This window comes from Litoreibacter sp. JB4-2, from assembly GCF_055693445.1.
Map to the genome: position 1 here is coordinate 3,528,352 of NZ_CM146334.1, position 16,194 is coordinate 3,544,545.

17 protein-coding genes are annotated in these 16,194 nt (G+C 54.2%); 3 read left to right on the plus strand and 14 right to left on the minus strand.

Annotated elements, in window-relative coordinates:
• Positions 1-56: 56 nt before the first annotated feature.
• On the plus strand, positions 57-1,643 hold the full coding sequence (locus ACZ1G7_RS17640; protein WP_472660688.1) for a hypothetical protein: 1,587 nt from the start codon (positions 57-59) through the stop codon (positions 1,641-1,643).
• On the opposite strand, the gene ACZ1G7_RS17645 is transcribed toward ACZ1G7_RS17640, so the two are convergent.
• From ACZ1G7_RS17645 to ACZ1G7_RS17700, 12 genes are all read right to left on the minus strand, one after another.
• Positions 1,637-2,128, minus strand: coding sequence for a prepilin peptidase (locus ACZ1G7_RS17645; RefSeq protein WP_472660689.1), 492 nt, complete (start codon positions 2,126-2,128; stop codon positions 1,637-1,639). The two genes, ACZ1G7_RS17640 and ACZ1G7_RS17645, sit on opposite strands and share 7 nt — an antisense overlap.
• A 6-nt stretch (positions 2,129-2,134) precedes the next feature.
• A complete protein-coding gene (locus ACZ1G7_RS17650) occupies positions 2,135-2,980 on the minus strand; it encodes a tetratricopeptide repeat protein (RefSeq protein ID WP_472660690.1) in 846 nt (281 codons plus the stop codon).
• 55 nt (positions 2,981-3,035) lie between these two features.
• The gene (locus ACZ1G7_RS17655; RefSeq protein WP_472660691.1) at positions 3,036-3,602 is read right to left on the minus strand and encodes a tetratricopeptide repeat protein; all 567 of its coding nucleotides are present in this window, start codon (positions 3,600-3,602) and stop codon (positions 3,036-3,038) included.
• 3 nt (positions 3,603-3,605) lie between these two features.
• Complete coding sequence (locus ACZ1G7_RS17660) at positions 3,606-4,583, minus strand: type II secretion system F family protein (RefSeq protein WP_472660692.1); 978 nt, start codon at positions 4,581-4,583, stop codon at positions 3,606-3,608.
• A gap of 12 nt (positions 4,584-4,595) precedes the next feature.
• A complete protein-coding gene (locus ACZ1G7_RS17665; protein ID WP_472660693.1) occupies positions 4,596-5,564 on the minus strand; it encodes a type II secretion system F family protein in 969 nt (322 codons plus the stop codon).
• Positions 5,565-5,570: 6 nt separating this feature from the next.
• The gene (locus ACZ1G7_RS17670) at positions 5,571-6,995 is read right to left on the minus strand and encodes a CpaF family protein (RefSeq protein WP_472660694.1); all 1,425 of its coding nucleotides are present in this window, start codon (positions 6,993-6,995) and stop codon (positions 5,571-5,573) included.
• 11 nt (positions 6,996-7,006) lie between these two features.
• On the minus strand, positions 7,007-8,272 hold the full coding sequence (locus ACZ1G7_RS17675; protein ID WP_472660695.1) for an AAA family ATPase: 1,266 nt from the start codon (positions 8,270-8,272) through the stop codon (positions 7,007-7,009).
• A 209-nt stretch (positions 8,273-8,481) separates the two neighbouring features.
• Positions 8,482-9,123, minus strand: a complete 642-nt coding sequence (locus tag ACZ1G7_RS17680; protein WP_472660696.1) for an OmpA family protein — start codon at positions 9,121-9,123, stop codon at positions 8,482-8,484.
• Positions 9,124-9,129: 6 nt separating this feature from the next.
• A complete protein-coding gene (locus tag ACZ1G7_RS17685; protein WP_472660697.1) occupies positions 9,130-10,536 on the minus strand; it encodes a type II and III secretion system protein family protein in 1,407 nt (468 codons plus the stop codon).
• A gap of 216 nt (positions 10,537-10,752) precedes the next feature.
• Positions 10,753-11,586 (minus strand): Flp pilus assembly protein CpaB, encoded by an 834-nt coding sequence (gene cpaB, locus ACZ1G7_RS17690; RefSeq protein ID WP_472660698.1) that lies wholly within the window; start codon positions 11,584-11,586, stop codon positions 10,753-10,755.
• 265 nt (positions 11,587-11,851) lie between these two features.
• Positions 11,852-12,058, minus strand: a complete 207-nt coding sequence (locus ACZ1G7_RS17695; RefSeq protein ID WP_472660699.1) for a Flp family type IVb pilin — start codon at positions 12,056-12,058, stop codon at positions 11,852-11,854.
• 234 nt (positions 12,059-12,292) lie between these two features.
• A complete protein-coding gene (locus ACZ1G7_RS17700) occupies positions 12,293-12,481 on the minus strand; it encodes a Flp family type IVb pilin (RefSeq protein WP_472660700.1) in 189 nt (62 codons plus the stop codon).
• A 379-nt stretch (positions 12,482-12,860) separates the two neighbouring features.
• Here ACZ1G7_RS17700 and ACZ1G7_RS17705 point away from each other — a divergent pair, with 379 nt between their 5' ends.
• A complete protein-coding gene (locus ACZ1G7_RS17705; RefSeq protein ID WP_472660701.1) occupies positions 12,861-13,673 on the plus strand; it encodes a lytic transglycosylase domain-containing protein in 813 nt (270 codons plus the stop codon).
• Positions 13,673-15,106 (plus strand): UbiA family prenyltransferase, encoded by a 1,434-nt coding sequence (locus ACZ1G7_RS17710; RefSeq protein ID WP_472660702.1) that lies wholly within the window; start codon positions 13,673-13,675, stop codon positions 15,104-15,106. The genes ACZ1G7_RS17705 and ACZ1G7_RS17710 overlap by 1 nt, the downstream gene beginning before the upstream one ends.
• Here the strand turns inward: ACZ1G7_RS17710 and ACZ1G7_RS17715 are convergent.
• Both ACZ1G7_RS17715 and ACZ1G7_RS17720 read right to left on the minus strand, forming a co-directional pair.
• Entirely contained in the window at positions 15,103-15,840 is a 738-nt protein-coding gene (locus tag ACZ1G7_RS17715; protein WP_472660703.1) for an SDR family NAD(P)-dependent oxidoreductase, read from the minus strand. The genes ACZ1G7_RS17710 and ACZ1G7_RS17715 overlap by 4 nt on opposite strands.
• The gene (locus ACZ1G7_RS17720) at positions 15,837-16,184 is read right to left on the minus strand and encodes a D-arabinono-1,4-lactone oxidase (RefSeq protein ID WP_472660704.1); all 348 of its coding nucleotides are present in this window, start codon (positions 16,182-16,184) and stop codon (positions 15,837-15,839) included. The genes ACZ1G7_RS17715 and ACZ1G7_RS17720 overlap by 4 nt, the downstream gene beginning before the upstream one ends.
• Positions 16,185-16,194: the final 10 nt, after the last annotated feature.

Sequence of the window (16,194 nt, forward strand, 5' to 3'; positions counted from 1 at the left end):
TCGCGTGCTAACTTATGCGACGTGAAGTTTAGAAACAGATAATGCCGAGCAGAGAAATGACACACGTTACCGGGCGCAAGCTATTCGCCTATCTATCTGGAATTGTTGTTTTAATTGCAGCAATGACCCTGGCGAAAGGTGGTCTTTATATCGACCGTCATGAAGGCGATACCTTGCATTTGATGGAGATCGTGATGCGGATTGCGCAGGGGCAATGGCCGCATCTGGATTTCGTCACGCCATTGGGCGGGATTTCTTTCCTTCCAATAGCCGGATTGGTTGCTGCTGGTTTCGGAATTGGAACGTCGATTCTTCTATCTCAGGTGCTCGTGGCGGTCGTTTTGCTTCCTGCGATATGGTGGGTCGCCGAGACACGTTTTGACCCGCCTTTCAGGTTGGCCTTTGGCGCGTCAATCCTCGTGATGGTTCTAGCGCTCATTCATGGTGAAGCGGCGGGACAAGTTTCTTTGTCGATGCACTATAATCGTTGGGCTTGGGCGGTAACATTTTTGACTGTCCCGGTAGCCTTGCTCGCACCACGGGACGAACGCGCCAGCTGGCCAGATGGTCTAATTCTAGGGCTGGCGATGTCGATTTTCATACTGGGTAAGGTCACTTATGGCGTGGCATTGGCCCCTGGGCTGCTTTTGGCATTGGTCCTTCGCGGCGCGTGGCGCAGCGTGGCAATGGCATTTTTAGTTTTAATGTTGTGTCTCTTGATCCCAACGGTTGGCGGGGGCATCGGATTCTGGAACGCCTATGTCGGGGACCTTTTGCAGGTCAGCGGCTCTGGCATACGCCCGCGCGCCGGTGCTTCTTGGGCTGAGCTGCTCTTGTCGCCGCAATATCTACCGGGGAACATTCTGCTTTTGGCCTCTATCGTTTTACTGCGGCGCAGTGCGCGTCCTGAAATGGGGCTCGTGCTGCTCGTATTGGCGCCCGGCTTTCTTTACATTACGTATCAAAACTACGGGAATGACCCAAAATGGTTGGCTCTTCTGGCTGTTTTGATGGTGACGTTGAACCACTCGAAACCTTTCCGTTTGGTTGCCGTGATCGCTGCGGCGTTAATCGCTCCTTCTTTTGTAAATATGGCGGCCAGCCCAGTGCGTCACGCCCTTATGGGCAAGTCCGCATTTATGCCTGTCTTTGCGCAAACCCCGCATGACGATTTTTTCACGCCGCGCAGCCGCGTCAACCGGGTCCAAGAACGCGGGACGGTGACATTCGACAATCCCCAGTTCACTGCTTTGAACGAGTTTGCCGATAAAGAAGCAGACCTCGTTTTTGAAGGCGTGACTTATCCGTCTTGCGTTCAAGAGCTTGGCTTACTGGGCATTATGCGAGATGTCTCTGCCGATATGCGCGCGTTTGGTCTTGGTGACGATGCGCGGATTTTTACGGCCGATACATTTGGCGGGATTTGGATGTTTGGGTCCTTTACACCGTTGCAAGGCGGGTCGCCTTGGTACTACGGCGATCTGTCTGGGTTTGAAGATGCGGAGTATCTTTTGATACCTACATGTCCGATCACACCGCGGGCGTTTAAGGCGATCCTCACGGACATTGATGCCCTCAGTGGTCTCGAGTTGGAGTTGTTGCGGGCGACAGAGCTTTACAGACTTTATAAGTTGTCTCAGTAGCCGCTGGCGGCCAGGGCAAGATACGCGACTAAAGTCATTGCCAAAGGGTAACCCATTGGAAATTCTTTCTTTCGTGCCCAGCTTTCCCAATGTGGAACAAGCTTTTTGAGCGGAGTTCGACCAGCAAGCCTGTGGCTGGCAAAGCAAAACAACACGCATATACCTAAGATTGCGATGAGATTTGTGGCATCTGCGAGCAAGACAAAGAGGGCAGCCGCAGCCGCAAACTTTGCGTCGCCCGCGCCCATCGCTCCCGAAATTGTCAGGATGAACCCAATCGCTAAAATCACAAAGAAGTTGGGAAGCTGCCACGCCCAATCGCTCAAATCAAAAACCATCAACCCAACGGTCAAAAACACACCAATCAAGGCGAGCACCGCCTTGTTGGGTATTTTCATCGTCGCCAGGTCTGACCATGCCACCCAAATGCAAATCGGCAGCACGAAGGGCAAGAACCAAAGGGCCTGCGTTTCGCTAAGCAGCATTTTCAGTTAGCCATCGAGCTTTTTCAACGAACGTGCGGCGGCCTCGAAATGCTGTGGATGCGCTTCAATGGCTTGTTCCAAAAGGTCTTTGCCAGTGTTCGTGTCACCTTGCTTGATCGCTGCTAACGCCATCGTATGCAGCAGTTGTGCGCGTTCGACTTGCGTAATCTGGATCAAAGGTAGGGAGTAGTTTTTCTGGGCTGCGCGGGCCAGCACCATGTTGTTTTTCGCAGTAAACAGCGTTGAGTCATATGTGATGGCTTCGCCGAACAAACGCTCCGCGTCGCGATAGTCCCCGCGCGTCAGCTTCGAATAACCCCAATTGTTGAGAATACCGCCTGGTCTTGTTGTCAGGCCGATTGCGGTTTCATAGAAACTGTCGGCTTTTCTCCACTCTTTGTTGCTGTCGGCGATCACGGCTTCAAGCTTGTAGCGTTGAAAGGTCTCGATTGTCGGCGGGATTTCATCCAGAATTGCTTCGGCGCGATCCCAGTCGCCGTTGCGGATCAGCGCGTCGGCAAGGCTCATCTTGTCGTCAAAAGTCGCCTTTTTGTGCTGTGTCACGCGCTCCCAGATCACAGCGCCTTCTGTCGCGCGTTTGGCGCGCACGAGGGAGCTTGCAAGCCCACGTTGCAGGTCAATCCGGTCTGGGTTTTCACCCAAAGTGCGTTGAAAATAGCTCACCGCTTCATTCGGGTCCGCGGATGTCAGCATAATATCGTTAAGATTGCTCTCGTCGATGACATTCACGCCTTTGGAGGCCCGGCTTACTTCTTCATCGTCTGGTTTTTCACAAGCTGCTAAGGCCAGTGCACTCGCAAGGCACAGCGAAATCTTTGTCATATGGCGCATTTTGGGCGTCCTCTGCTGCTCTCAATAATCCGACGATTTCACCGTGCGCAACTGCTTAAGGGGTCGAAAGGAGTAGGTACTGCCCTTTGCCACGACGCACGAGATCGAAGGCTTTTTCTTCTTTTTCCTGAGTGTAGGCCGGGTTTTCTACATTTGCGAGCGCACGGCGCAGATTTTCCCGAATTTCGTCAGATTTGCCACTATCGAGCGCGAAGGCGGTTTGAAACACCCGTGCGGCTTCTGCAGTTTTTTGCTGCTCCATCAAAACAACACCAAGGTTGTTCCATGCAGGCACAAAGGTTTGGTCTTCTTTGATGGCGCGGCGCAGCAGTTTTTCTGACTGACCAATGCGCCCCAATTGTAAGTTTGCCGACCCCAGCGCCGAGAGGACGTCAACATTGGTGCCTACCTTGGCGGCGGCCCTGAGATAGGCTTTGATAGCGAGCTCGTATTCGCCCGCTGCCATAAGACGGTGCCCGACGATCAATCCATCGACGGCTTCCTCTCGTGTCACTTCGCCAGTCGGTGCAAATGGATCAGCCCCCGGTCCAAGGGCCGGAGGCGTAGGCTCGCAGGCTGCGAGTGCTGTTAAGATCAGCGTAGTCCCCACCACATGTTTCAAACGCTACAGACCACCACCATTGAGGTTGACGTAAATACCATAAACCGACGGCCCAATCAGAATGATCATCAAAGGCGGTACGGTGAACATCATCGTGCCAAGAGTAAGCTTCGTCGGCAAGACATTTGCTTTCTCTTCTGCGCGCATAACGCGTTTATCACGCATTTCAGACGCATAAACACGTAGCGCTTCTGCAATCGACGTACCAAAGCTTGCCGATTGGATCATCACTGTCACAAAGCTTGCGACATCAGGAACGCCTGCACGTTCGGCCATGTCTTTCAAGACAACGATGCGATCTTTACCAGCTTTCATCTCATGGGCGACAAGCGCGAATTCGTCAGCGAGCGCCGGGTAGCCCGCGCGAATTTCTTCTGCCACACGGATGATGGCCTGATCGAGGGATTGGCCAGCTTCCACGCAGACTAGCATCAAATCCAAAGCGTCGGGGAAACCGGATTCAATTTCGGACATTCGTTCCTGGCGGCGCCGTTCAATCCAATATTTTGGCAAGTAGTAGCCCGCACAGCCTGGCAGAAGGATCGAAAGAACTAGGTTGCGCGTCGTGATATCGTCGCCTGCCAGAAACAGCGCGTAAATGACGCCGGCCAGTAGGAACAACATACCAAGCGCGAATTGCATGAAATGGAAGGTTCGAACCGCAGACTTGCCTTTGTAGCCAGCCTGAAGAAGAACAAGCTTCATACCCTCAAGCTGCTTTTCGTCCTCGGGTTCTAGAAATTTTGCGTATTTATCAAGCTTGTCAGTACCTTCCTTGCGGCGCAGGGCGGCTTCACCAGGCTTTTCAGCACTAGCCCCGCGTTTCACCTCGTTTTTGAGGCGGTCCATCGGGTCTTTTTCTTTTTTCAGCATGATTGGCAGCGTGAGGCACACCAAAATTACGCCGAGGAAACCAACAGCGATCACCGGACCCAACGGGCCCAGCATGTCGGTCAGCATCGTATTAATTTGGTCGAGCATGTCGTGATCCCCTTAGACTTTGATGTTGACCATGATCTTCATGAAGATCACGTTGACTGTCAGGAAGACGCCCACCGCGAGGCAGGCCGGGATGAAAAATTCTGTGTCCTTCACCTCAACGTAGTAGTCCGGTTCCATCACATTGATGCCAACCAGTGCTAGCAGTGGGAAAACGGACAAGAATGCGCCGGACCATTTTGCTTCCGCAGTGATCGCTTTCACGCGGCGAAACAGTTTGAAACGCGCCCGGATCACCTGAGACAGACCGTGCAAAATTTCTGCTAAGTTGCCGCCCGATGTTTGTTGAATTGTGACGGCGACTGCCAGGAAGCGCAAATCCTGCATATCCATGCGTTCAGCGAGGTGTTTGAGGCTTTCAGAGACGTCCCGCCCATAGGCGGATTCATCTGCGATCACGCCAAACTCGGTTCCGAGCGGGTCGGCGACCTCTTTGGCAACGATATTAATTGCAGATGAAAACGGGTGTCCGACACGAAGGCTGCGCACCATCAATTCGATCGCGTCAGGCAGCTGTTCTTCAAGCAATGCCAAACGTTTTTTACACTTGTTGTTGACCCAGACATAAACTGCGCCAACCCCCATTGCCACTGCGATTAAGCCGCGTACTGGCACGGATGCTTCCGTCATTCGGCTGAGGAGCAGGAAAATCACGATAGACAAAGCGATCATGATACCGATCAGAGCTTTGGGCGAAAACGCAATATTGGCGCGCTGCGCCTTATCCGCCAACATGGAATAGAGCGGGATACCGCCCGATTTCATGTGTTGGTCCATCTCCTTGCGGAGTTGTTCAAGAACCTTTTCGCGCGATCCGCCTTTTTGGATCATGTCCAAGCGACGATTAACCTTGCTGTTGAGGCTAATTGATTTGCCAAAAACGACGAGATAAATCCCCTCGATCATCATCAGGACGGCGACGAAGATAATACCGTAAAGCAGCGGCTCGAAAGAAATGTTCATTTAGGTCTACTCCGCGGCAACTGGTTCATAGATGGAGGCCGGCAAGTCGTAACCCCATTGTTTAAAGCGATCAGAATAGTGTGAACGCACACCGAGCGGTGTGAACTGACCAATGATTTTGCCGTCTGGCTGTAGGCCGAGGCGCTGGTAGCGGAAGACTTCCTGCATCGAAATCACATCGCCTTCCATGCCGGTCACCTCAGTAATCGACACCATACGGCGAGAGCCATCTTGCAAGCGCGAGGCTTGCACGATCAGGTTCACAGCCGAAGAGATCTGCGCACGAACCGCCTTGATCGGCATTTCGATCCCGGCCATGGCGATCATGTTTTCCAAACGTGAGACGCCGTCACGCGCTGAGTTGGCGTGAATTGTCGTCATCGAACCATCGTGGCCCGTGTTCATCGCCTGAAGCATGTCGATAACTTCTTCGCCGCGCGTCTCACCAACGATGATGCGGTCGGGGCGCATCCGCAGCGCGTTTCGCAGACAGTCGCGTTGGGACACAGCACCTTTGCCTTCAACGTTTGCGGGACGGCTTTCCATCCGGCCAACATGGACCTGTTGCAGTTGAAGTTCCGCCGTATCCTCGATTGTCAGGATGCGTTCGGAATCGTCAATGAAGGAGGATAGCGCGTTGAGTGTTGTGGTCTTACCGGAACCGGTACCGCCGGACACGATCACATTCAACCTGCAGGCAACGGCGGCTTGCAGATAGGCTGCCATTTCTTCGGAAAACGCGCCAAAGGTCACCAGGTCATCGATTCCGAGTTTTTCTTTTTTGAATTTCCGAATGGAGACCAGCGATCCGTCAACGGCAATAGGAGGGACCATGGCGTTGAAACGCGACCCGTCTTTTAGACGCGCATCGACATACGGGTTGCTTTCATCAACGCGCCGACCAACGGCCGAGACGATTTTGTCGATGATACGTAGAAGGTGCTTTTCGTCTTTGAACCGGGTTGGCGTCAATTCCAACTTACCTGAGCGTTCGATGAACACCCTGTTCGGGCCGTTGACCAAAATATCGTTGATGGTTTCATCTTTGAGAAGCGGCTCAAGCGGGCCAAGGCCCGTGACTTCATCAAACAGCTCAGCATGTAGGGTCTGACGCTCTTCCTTGTTCAGGACGATCGCCATCTCTTCAAGGCCCTCGGCACAGATCGAGGCGATCTCAGCTTTGAGTTCTTTTTCGGGCGCGTCGTCAAGCGCAGAAAGGTTCAAGTTGTCCAGCAACCGGTGGTGAAGCTCGGAGCGAATTTCTTCAAGTTTCTGACGGCGTTTTAGCTCTTTGTCGGCTGCAACGCTTTCAGCCGGGGAGCGCGGGGCCGCGCGTTTCGGCGCAGCTACTTCAGCCTTTTTTTCGACCGGGGCGGGCGCGGCTGCAGCGGGTGCTGCTGGGCCATCAGATTTTTTGTAACGTGAAAACATTATGTCGTCCCTTATGCGGTCTCTTCCGCGCGCTCGAGTTCAATCAAAGACTGGGCGAGTTTGGTGATTTCGCGACGCAACGGGTTTTTGGCCGCGGTGTCGGAAAGTGGCAGGCCGTGATCGCAGGCTTGCGGAACCTGCTTGCCGCCATCGGGCAGGTGCAGTCCAAGGTCGATATCCAGGCTTTCGGCCATACGCTTGGCGCGTCCTTTGCCAGACATATCGGTAAATTTCGGTGCGCGGTTGAGTGCGTAACGAATTTTTTCATGCGGCAGGTCTTCGGCTTTGAGCGCACGGATCATACGCAACGCGTTCTGGGCCGAACGAAGGTCAAGCTCGACGACGCCAAAATAGACCTGTGACATACCAAGGATAACTTCGGTCCATTGCACCAGTGTGGTCGGCATGTCGATGATAACAAAGTCAAAATTCCGCTGTGCCAGAGTAACGAGACGTTCAATGTCGCTGGGCGCAATTAAATCAAGCGGCAAGATATCTGCCGGTGCGGTCAGGACATGAATTTTGTCGTTGAAGGGCAGCAAAGTTTGCTTGAACGCTTCGTCGTCAGTGTTTTCCATGTCTGACAGCATCTCATAGACGTTGTCGCGACGCGGCAGATCCAGATAGGTGGCGGTCGATCCGAACTGCAGATCGAGATCCAGCAAGCATACGCTTGGAGAATATTTTTTGTCGGCGGTTGCGAGTTCCCAAGCCAGGTTCACCGCAAATGTGGTCGCGCCGACGCCGCCGGCCAGACCATGAACGGGTAGAATGACGCCTTCTTTGCCGCCGGGCTTCGACGTGCGAAGCGCGCCGCCGGTTTCCGCGCCGCCAGTGTCTTGGTCGTAGACGACAACAGGTTCTGGTTCGGGCGCGCGGATACGTTCAATTGCATCATGCAGCGCGCTTTCGGGAAGGGGGTAGGGGACAAAATCATCGGCGCCGAGCTTCAAAAGCTGGTGCAACGCGATTGGCGACAGGTCATCAGCGATCAAAATGACGCGGATTTTCTTGTCTTTGGCGCGTCCGATCAGTTCGCCGATTTCGGTAAGGCGGTCTTCATCCTGATCATCAACGGCAATGGCGATGAATTCGAGGGCGCTTGCGTCGGGTTGATCAAGATATGCGGTTGCATCGTCGAAGCTAAGATCGCCCCAGCCTTCACCGAGTTCCGCTTCCATGTCTTCAATAAGGAGATCGAAGTTTTGAACGTCTCGCGCGACCGTACAGGCCGTAATCGCGCCAGCGTCTGGTTGTAATGCGACACTACTCGTCATGTTTATATCCCAAATCACCCGCTTCAGTCGGGATGAGTGGCTACCCCAAGGCGCTTTAATAAGCGTTACCCCTGGGGCGGCCAGATTGCCTTTTTACGCAGAATTTTCTGTATTATTCAGAATTGTCAGCGTTCTCAGAACAATCTTTGATTTGGAATAAGGGCAGCAATGCGGCCAAAATCGCGAAAATCTGGGGTATATTCAGATTATTAGTTGGTAACACCCGCAGAGACTTCGTCGAAGATCGCACGCCCGGCTGAATCGACATGTTCACGATAGATCACGCGGGCATATTTGCCGTCCAGCAGCGAAGGATGCCCAGCCACGAAGCCTGTGACCTCAGTCACTGTGCGACGATTGCGGCGTTCGCGTCCCTCGGTCACAACCAGAGGCTGTGTTTCGCCAAAGGATACAACGGCTTCCAAGCGGGAGCGGCTGATGCCCTGACGTGTCAGGAAGCCGACCACAGTTTGTGCGCGGCGCAAGCCAAGCGACTTGTTATAGCCACCGGAGCCGACCAGATCAGTATGCCCGTAGACGCGGAAACGCACTTCTGGGAATTGCTTGATCCAGTTGGCCTGACGCATCAGGACCTCACGGGATGCAGCATCGAGCGTGGCGCTGTTGAACTCGAAGTTCACCGATGGCGGAACCTCATCTTCAAACCGGCGCTTCAGCCCTTCCACAGCGGCAAGCTCGCCTGTGGAAATCAGCGTGTTGGTCATGGTCGGGTTGCCGAAGCTCCCCTCATCGACCTGTGCGCCGGCTTCGCGGTGGAAATCTCCGCCGCAAGCGCTGAGACTGATGCCAGCTGCGGTTAGGATTGCAATGGTGCTGGTTGATTTAAGCATCTGTTCTTACTCCAAAACGTAGCCGTAAGACCCGGAAAAGTCTTGACGTGCGACTTCGCCGGTTGGGGTGGAAGCATTGCGCACGTCGCGCGCGATTGTACCGTTCAGGAACAGATCGCGCTCGCTTGGTGCGCGGATGCGATCAGTTGGCAAGACGTAGGCGTCGCCACGAACCGGTGAGACCAAATGCGCGGTCACGATAACGACCAGCTCTGTCTGACGGCGGCTATAGTTGGCGCTTCGAAAGAGGGCGCCCAGCACAGGCACGTCGCCCAACCATGGAACCTGCCCCGCAAGGTCGACGAAGTCGTCTTGCAGCAAGCCCGCAATCGCGAAGCTTTCGCCGTCGCGTAGCTCTACCGTGGTGGAGGACGCACGTTTGTTGAACGACGGAACCGAGGTGTTGGCTAATGTGACGGCATTGGTCGTGTCAAGGCTCGATACAGAGGTCGCCAAGTTCAAGTTAATCAGATCGCCGTCAACAACGGTTGGCGTGAAGGCCAATTCGACGCCGAATGGACGATACTCAATTGAGATTCCATCGTCACTCGCAACCGGGATTGGTATTTCACCACCCGCCAGAAACTCTGCTTGCTGACCCGACAATGCAGTCAAGTTCGGTTCAGCCAACGTGCGAACAAGCCCTTTTGTTTCAAGGGCTTCAATAAGAACCGCCGCCTGAAGGCTGCCGCTCCCAAATGCTATGCCAAGGGCGCCTTGAGACTGGCCACTGTTTGTGACCAGTGAAGTTGCTGTGCTGTTAACATTGGGCGCGCCCGAGCCTGAACCACCTAGGGCCTCGAAATTACCGGACAACGCGCTGAACCCAAGGTTGACCGAAAGATCTTTGGATACCGAGCGCGCCATTTCAGCGAAGCGCACTTTTAGCATGACTTGCTGGGTGCCGCCGACGCTCATCAGGTTAGACACAGCTTCTGGCGCATAGCGTTCGGCCAGATCAAGCGCGCGGTCAAGCTTCAGAATGCTCGATACGGTACCTGAAAGCACGATGCCGTCGTTTGCGGTCCGCACTTCGATTTTCTCACCAGGGAGGATTTCGCCCAGACGCTCTTTGAACTCGGCGATGTCGGGCGCGACTCTGATTTCCACGTTTGTGATCAGTTTGCCGTCAGGCCCGAGCAACGTCATTGTGGTGCGGCCAGGAGCCTTACCAAGGACGTAAATCGTCCGATCTGACAATGTTGCAATATCCGCGATGCCAGGATTGGCGACGGAAAGCTCTGCGAAGGGGGTGTCGCTTTCGACAACCACAGCGCGGTTGATCGACACGTTAAGATTGCGAGAGGTTGCACCACTCGTAATCGACAAGTTTTGAGCAAAGCTCGTGACCGGTATAAATGTTGAAACGGCAAGGCCGATCAGCCCTGCGCTAATGATCTGCTTCATTTTCATGTGATCCTGCCTCTCTGATCACTGGGTTGAACGGGTCTTGTGCCCATTTAGACGCGACGATGCGCGATTTGAGAATTTATTGCAATAATCAGATGCTTGTAGGGCATTGTTTATGTGGGGGAGGTGCAACACATGCCCAATTCTGGTAAAAAATAAGGCGCGGCACCTATATGATGTGCCGCGCCTTGTGCATTCAGGGGATATACAGAGGTTTGTTTACTCAGGGCATTGAACAGGTATCTCGATGACCTCGGCACCTTTACGTGTTCGCACCGTACATACTTTCTCCGCTTCTTTTTCGACAACGACCTCATTCTCGATGCCAAGCAATTCGTTCTGACCAACTTCGATCTCAGCAAGCTCTGTGTCGTCGCCCGCGCCGACAAGAGACAAGGTGAGGCGTCCTGTTGATTGCGCTTGCGCAAGCGCTGCGACCCGGTCGGGTGATGCCATCACAGTGACGGTTCGGGCGATTGTTGGCGAGTTCCGATCTCCATCAGATGTCTGATCAACGGCGAGCAGCTGCAAATTTGTTTGGATGAGCGTTGTGACGCTTCGACCACGTGCATTGCCTGTCCAGTACACATCGACAAGGTCACCCGGGCGCAAGAAGCCCGACACACCGGTCGAAACATCGACACGCAGTGCGAAGGCACGCATACCCTTTGCCAACCGTGACGACACACCTGCATCCTCACCAGGTTCTGTCACTTTCACCGAAAGCAGTGCTTCGTCTTTTTCGATAACACGCAATACGGTGCGCAATTCACCATCTTCAGGGAATAGGGTCTTGCCGTCCTGGAACGCGCCTTCAGGAATGGCATTCTCGGGCCACGCGACGATTTTCACGTCTTCCTTTTTGAGCTTTTCGCCATAAGCAATTCGACGTTTTAGAACGAAGACTGGCTCCAGCGGCACGTTGCTTGCCAACTTTGCCTGTTGTTCTGCCAGTGTCGACTGGTATTCGCCAATGCGATTTTTAGCCAAGTAGGCTGCGAACCCGGCAAGCCCGATCCCCATGATCAGAACAAGCCCAAACAAAATCCTCATTTCGTGCCCCTTTTCAGATTAACACAATGCCTGCGTAAACAAGTGCAGACATCTTTGGTTTGGGGATAGTGAGGGATTGAGGCGAAAAGGTGATATGATGATGATCAGGTTAGGGCATTTTGCACAGTCAGGAGACAATCGCATAGCGTGTTGCAAAAAAAAGGGTGAGACATCTGCTCAAACAAAAGCGGGCCCAATGTTTGAACATAGGCCCGCGTGTTGAAAGGCTATCTGCCTTTGGGTCTTCCAGGCCCCTCAGCCTTGGTTAGACATCGTTACCTGTCTCAAAAGAGGTCACAATAAGATCGCTTTTGAGTTTTTCCTCAACGTCGCCGGAGTAATCCTCTGTCCCATCAGTGATTACGCCAACCGCAGCCAAAGCGAGGCTAACGACACCAGCGGTCAGAATGACCCAGTCAACAGTAACTGCGCCATCTTCTTCACGCAAAAAACTTTTTATATGTACCAACATGTCTTCCTCATTTTAAACGCGCCGCTTCCAAGTAGCGCGCTCGGTCTTCACCCCTGATAAACCAAAGAGTAGTCCCAATTGTGTTCAAAATTGGGCAAATCGATTTTGGCGTCTGATTAAGATGGAAATTAACCGTTTCTTAATCTTCTCCAAACTCCCGGTCTTATGAAAAAACCACGCCATTTGGCGTGGTTTAATCGGTAGCTTAAGGCCGCCGCGAGGGCGGCTGACCACTTAGAATGTAGTCGAGATGCCTTGGTCAGACAGCTGCTGGTCGATGTCGCCGGACAGGTTTTCCAGGCCATCGGATACAGATGCCATAACAGCAATGCCCAGGCCAACGATGGCTGCGGTCAGAACAACCCAGTCAACAGTTACGGCACCGGATTCGTCTGCGAAGAAGTTTGTGAACAGTTTAGTCATTTTGGTATCCCTCCAAGGATATAGTCAGTTTCGTTTCCATTTACGCCGAAGCGGTGTGTTTGACTTGGTCCGGCCTCTGTTCCGAACTTCATCGCCGCTGCGGTATGGGGAGAGTTATCGGGGTCAATCTGGGCGAGAGTTGGGCGCCAATGGTGCAATTTCTAAGCAAAGGTAAATAGTATGGAAAAAATTGATAAACACTTGATATCATTAAGATATTAAAGAAGAAAAAGATCGAATTCTCTCGAAAACTCTGTGACCTCTGTGTTCCGTCGTTCAGCTAAAAACAGGCAATAAATCTATTTTAATGGTTTTGTTTCCAGATTTGACGATATGGTGCTTTCAAAATAACAAAGCAAAATGGCTGGTCGGGCGGATCATGTTGATTATCAGAACCATCACTATTGCGGCGCTTGTATCATGCGTTGCCGTCGCCGCTTTCGCGGGGTCGCACAAACCTGCTTTTGGCGGGGATTTTACTTTTCGTAAGATCAAGCCGCCATCAGGCGGGGGCAGTCGTATCACGGTGCAGATTGACCCAGAGGCGGTCGTGGCGCCGTCTCAGCCCGCCAAAAAGCCAGCTTCCGTACCGGGCTCAGATTTGGATTGGTTTTGGCAAACTGTTTCGCCTGAAATGGGCACCCCGGTGCGCGGTCGGTTTTCCGAGGCAGTTGCGCATGTGGCGAATGCCCCAAGTGGCAAGGCCGTCCCAGAGCCGCGGTTGGACCAGCTCCAGAAAATTGCTGCTGAGCATGGCACCAGCATCATTGTCGAGACCTTAGACAAAAAGCTGTCCCCGGCCTTTGTGCTGGCATTGATCTCGGTTGAATCGGGTGGCCGCGTTGCAGTCGAAAGCCCCAAAGGCGCCCAAGGGCTAATGCAGCTTATCCCCGATACCGCTGCGCGGTTTGGGGTGAAGGACGCGACGGACCCGGGGCAGAACATAAAAGGCGGTGTGGCTTACTTGGATTGGTTGATGCGGGAGTTTGGCGGCGATCCGATATTGGCTTTGGCTGGCTATAACGCGGGCGAGGGTGCCGTGCGCAAACATGCCGGCGTGCCCCCCTTTGCTGAGACAAGGGCTTACGTGCCACGCGTGCTCGCCGCTTGGAAGGTTGCACGTTCCATGTGCCTGACGCCTCCGGAGCTGGTCAGCGACGGCTGCGTCTTTAGAACGGAAAGCGCGCTCTAATGTCGGGGTCTAAGCCGCTCGTTCTTGATGTGGACGGCACGTTTCTGAAAACAGATCTTTTGTATGAGTGCCTGTGGCTCGGGTTGGGCCGTGATCCGTTGGCGACGATTGGTGCGATTTGGCGCAACTTGCGCGACAAGCCCGCCTTGAAATCTGCGCTCGCAGAGATTGGGCAGCCGCGATTGGACCTGATGCCGGTCAACGCGCAAGTAAAAGGGCTCGCGCAGGCGGCCCAGGCGCAAGGACATGACGTTGTGCTTGCCTCCGCCTCGGATCATTCACTGGTGCGCGATCTGACGGCCTTGCATGGCCTCTCATCAACCTATTTTGCGACACGTGACGGGGTCAATCTGCGTGGTGCGGCCAAGGCGGATGCTTTGGTGGCCGCCTATGGCGAACGTGGGTTCCACTATGCAGGCAATGACAGTACAGATTTGGAAATTTGGCCGCATGGCGATGACGCCATCATAGTTGGCAACGTCGCGGGCGCGAAAGCGGCGCTTAGTGGCGCGCATGATGTCACGCAGCTCGAAGGTGGGTGGTTGTGGCGCGACCTGCTCAAAGGACTGCGTCCGCATCAATATGTGAAAAACGTGATGCTCTTGCTGCCGTTGATTGCGGCGCATCAATTTGGGCTGATCCCTTTTGCGACTGTCTTGTTGGCGATGGTGGCGTTCTCAGCTGCGGCGTCCTGCATTTACATTGTTAACGATCTGCTGGATTTGGAGGCTGACCGCCTCCACGTCAAAAAGAAGCACCGGCCATTTGCAAGTGGCGCCGTCCCGATCTCTGTGGGCATGAAGGCATGCCTGATCTTGGGCGCTTTGGCGCTTGGGGTCGCCTTCAGCCTGACATGGGCGTTCTTTGGCATTGTCGTGCTCTATATGCTGATGTCGCTGGCCTATTCGCTTAAGCTCAAGCGGATGCGTTGGATCGATATTGCTACGCTGGCGGGGCTCTACACGCTGCGCGTCGTTGCAGGAGCGGCGGCGGCGGAAATTTACGTTTCGATCTACATGCTCGTCTTCATTTTCCCGGTTTTTGTCACGTTGGGTTGCGTCAAACGGCTGACGGAGCTCACTTTGGCCACCTCCGATGACCGGCTTCCAGGGCGCGGTTATGGCAGGCCCGACAGATCTGACCTGTTCAACGTGGCTTGTTTGGGAATGGTCGCATCTCTCTTGGTATTTTTCATGTACACGTTCACCGATCAGGCGCTGGAGCTGTATAAGTCGCAATGGCTGCTCTGGTGCGCGATGGTGCCGATCGCTGGCTGGCTGTGGCGGATGGTGTCGCTGGGTTACAAAGGCAAGCAGGATTACGACCCAATTGTCTTCGCGCTACGCGACAAGCACGGGCTGTCTTTGATCTTATTCACAGCAACGCTGATGTTTTACGCAGCTGGGCAATTCCATCAGGCGTTCGGGTTCTAGACGCTCATTTTCTTAAAGATGCGTTCCGGGATCGTTTTGATGATGCCCATGATAATGCGCCAGAAAAACGGGGTGTACAGAACATCCGTCTTTTTCTCTACCGCCTTGAGGATGCTGCGAGCCACGGCCTCGGGCGGTGCGACAAGAAACATTCCCTCAATCCCCCAAGTCATGGCTGTGTCAACGAAACCCGGCTTAACAGTGACGACATGCCCACCTGAGCGGGTCAGCCGGTTGCGCAGCCCGCTGAGATAGGTGTGAAACCCGGCCTTTGCAGAGCCGTAGACATAGTTCCCGATCCGCCCGCGGTCACCAGCAACAGAGCCCACACCGACAACGGTACCGCCGCCGCGTGCCTCCATCTCAGGTGCAATCATTTGCAAAAATGTTGCGGGGCCGGTGTGGCTGTCGATCACGACGCCTTCGATCAGGTCTGGGTTTTCGTCGATATCGGATTGCGCGGGCATGGACCCGACAAAGACCGCGACATTGATCATGCCGTCCTCTTTGGTGACCCGGCTTATGATTGCCGCGAAGCCTGCGCTGTCGCGTGCGTCAAATTTGACGGCCTCTGCCAAATCCGCGCCACGCATGCCGCAATCAGCAGCGGTTGCCGACAGATCGGCCATGTCGCGACCCGCCAGAAAAACGCGGGCCCCTTCTGCTGATACGGCGCGCGCGAAAGCCTTGGCCATCGAGGAGGTCGCACCAAGGATGATCCAATTGTCGGTCATGCTGCGCTCCTGATCTTGAGGCGGCGGGTCAGGTCGGTCTCGAAATTGCCATCCGGGTCGATCTTATTGGCGGCGGCGACGAATTTTGACAGTTCAGGGTACATCGCGGGCACATGCTTTGGGGCAAGCGTGGCATCCTTGGCCAGATAGACGCGTCCCTGTGCTTGTGCCGTCATTTGTTCCAGCCGTGCAATCAACCCGTTGGACCGCGAGCTGTTCTTGAAATCGACCGCAAGCGTATAGCCTTCCATCGGAAAGCTCATCAAACCGGCGCGGCCCGGACCCATGCGTTTGAGCACGGCCAAGGGCGAGGCAAGGCCGCTTTTGGCGATCTCTTTGAGCATGTCTTTGAGC

Excerpts from the sequence above, each read along its gene's own strand:
- ACZ1G7_RS17720 (WP_472660704.1), bottom strand. The coding sequence starts at position 16,184 with ATGCTCAAAGAGATCGCCAAAAGCGGCCTTGCCTCGCCCTTGGCCGTG.
- ACZ1G7_RS17705 (WP_472660701.1), top strand. The coding sequence starts at position 12,861 with ATGTTGATTATCAGAACCATCACTATTGCGGCGCTTGTATCATGCGTT.
- ACZ1G7_RS17675 (WP_472660695.1), bottom strand. The coding sequence starts at position 8,272 with ATGACGAGTAGTGTCGCATTACAACCAGACGCTGGCGCGATTACGGCC.
- ACZ1G7_RS17640 (WP_472660688.1), top strand. The coding sequence starts at position 57 with ATGACACACGTTACCGGGCGCAAGCTATTCGCCTATCTATCTGGAATT.
- ACZ1G7_RS17685 (WP_472660697.1), bottom strand. The coding sequence starts at position 10,536 with ATGAAAATGAAGCAGATCATTAGCGCAGGGCTGATCGGCCTTGCCGTT.
- ACZ1G7_RS17650 (WP_472660690.1), bottom strand. The coding sequence starts at position 2,980 with ATGCGCCATATGACAAAGATTTCGCTGTGCCTTGCGAGTGCACTGGCC.
- cpaB (WP_472660698.1), bottom strand. The coding sequence starts at position 11,586 with ATGAGGATTTTGTTTGGGCTTGTTCTGATCATGGGGATCGGGCTTGCC.
- ACZ1G7_RS17680 (WP_472660696.1), bottom strand. The coding sequence starts at position 9,123 with ATGCTTAAATCAACCAGCACCATTGCAATCCTAACCGCAGCTGGCATC.
- ACZ1G7_RS17645 (WP_472660689.1), bottom strand. The coding sequence starts at position 2,128 with ATGCTGCTTAGCGAAACGCAGGCCCTTTGGTTCTTGCCCTTCGTGCTG.
- ACZ1G7_RS17670 (WP_472660694.1), bottom strand. The coding sequence starts at position 6,995 with ATGTTTTCACGTTACAAAAAATCTGATGGCCCAGCAGCACCCGCTGCA.
- ACZ1G7_RS17700 (WP_472660700.1), bottom strand. The coding sequence starts at position 12,481 with ATGACTAAACTGTTCACAAACTTCTTCGCAGACGAATCCGGTGCCGTA.
- ACZ1G7_RS17695 (WP_472660699.1), bottom strand. The coding sequence starts at position 12,058 with ATGTTGGTACATATAAAAAGTTTTTTGCGTGAAGAAGATGGCGCAGTT.
- ACZ1G7_RS17715 (WP_472660703.1), bottom strand. The coding sequence starts at position 15,840 with ATGACCGACAATTGGATCATCCTTGGTGCGACCTCCTCGATGGCCAAG.
- ACZ1G7_RS17665 (WP_472660693.1), bottom strand. The coding sequence starts at position 5,564 with ATGAACATTTCTTTCGAGCCGCTGCTTTACGGTATTATCTTCGTCGCC.
- ACZ1G7_RS17710 (WP_472660702.1), top strand. The coding sequence starts at position 13,673 with ATGTCGGGGTCTAAGCCGCTCGTTCTTGATGTGGACGGCACGTTTCTG.
- ACZ1G7_RS17660 (WP_472660692.1), bottom strand. The coding sequence starts at position 4,583 with ATGCTCGACCAAATTAATACGATGCTGACCGACATGCTGGGCCCGTTG.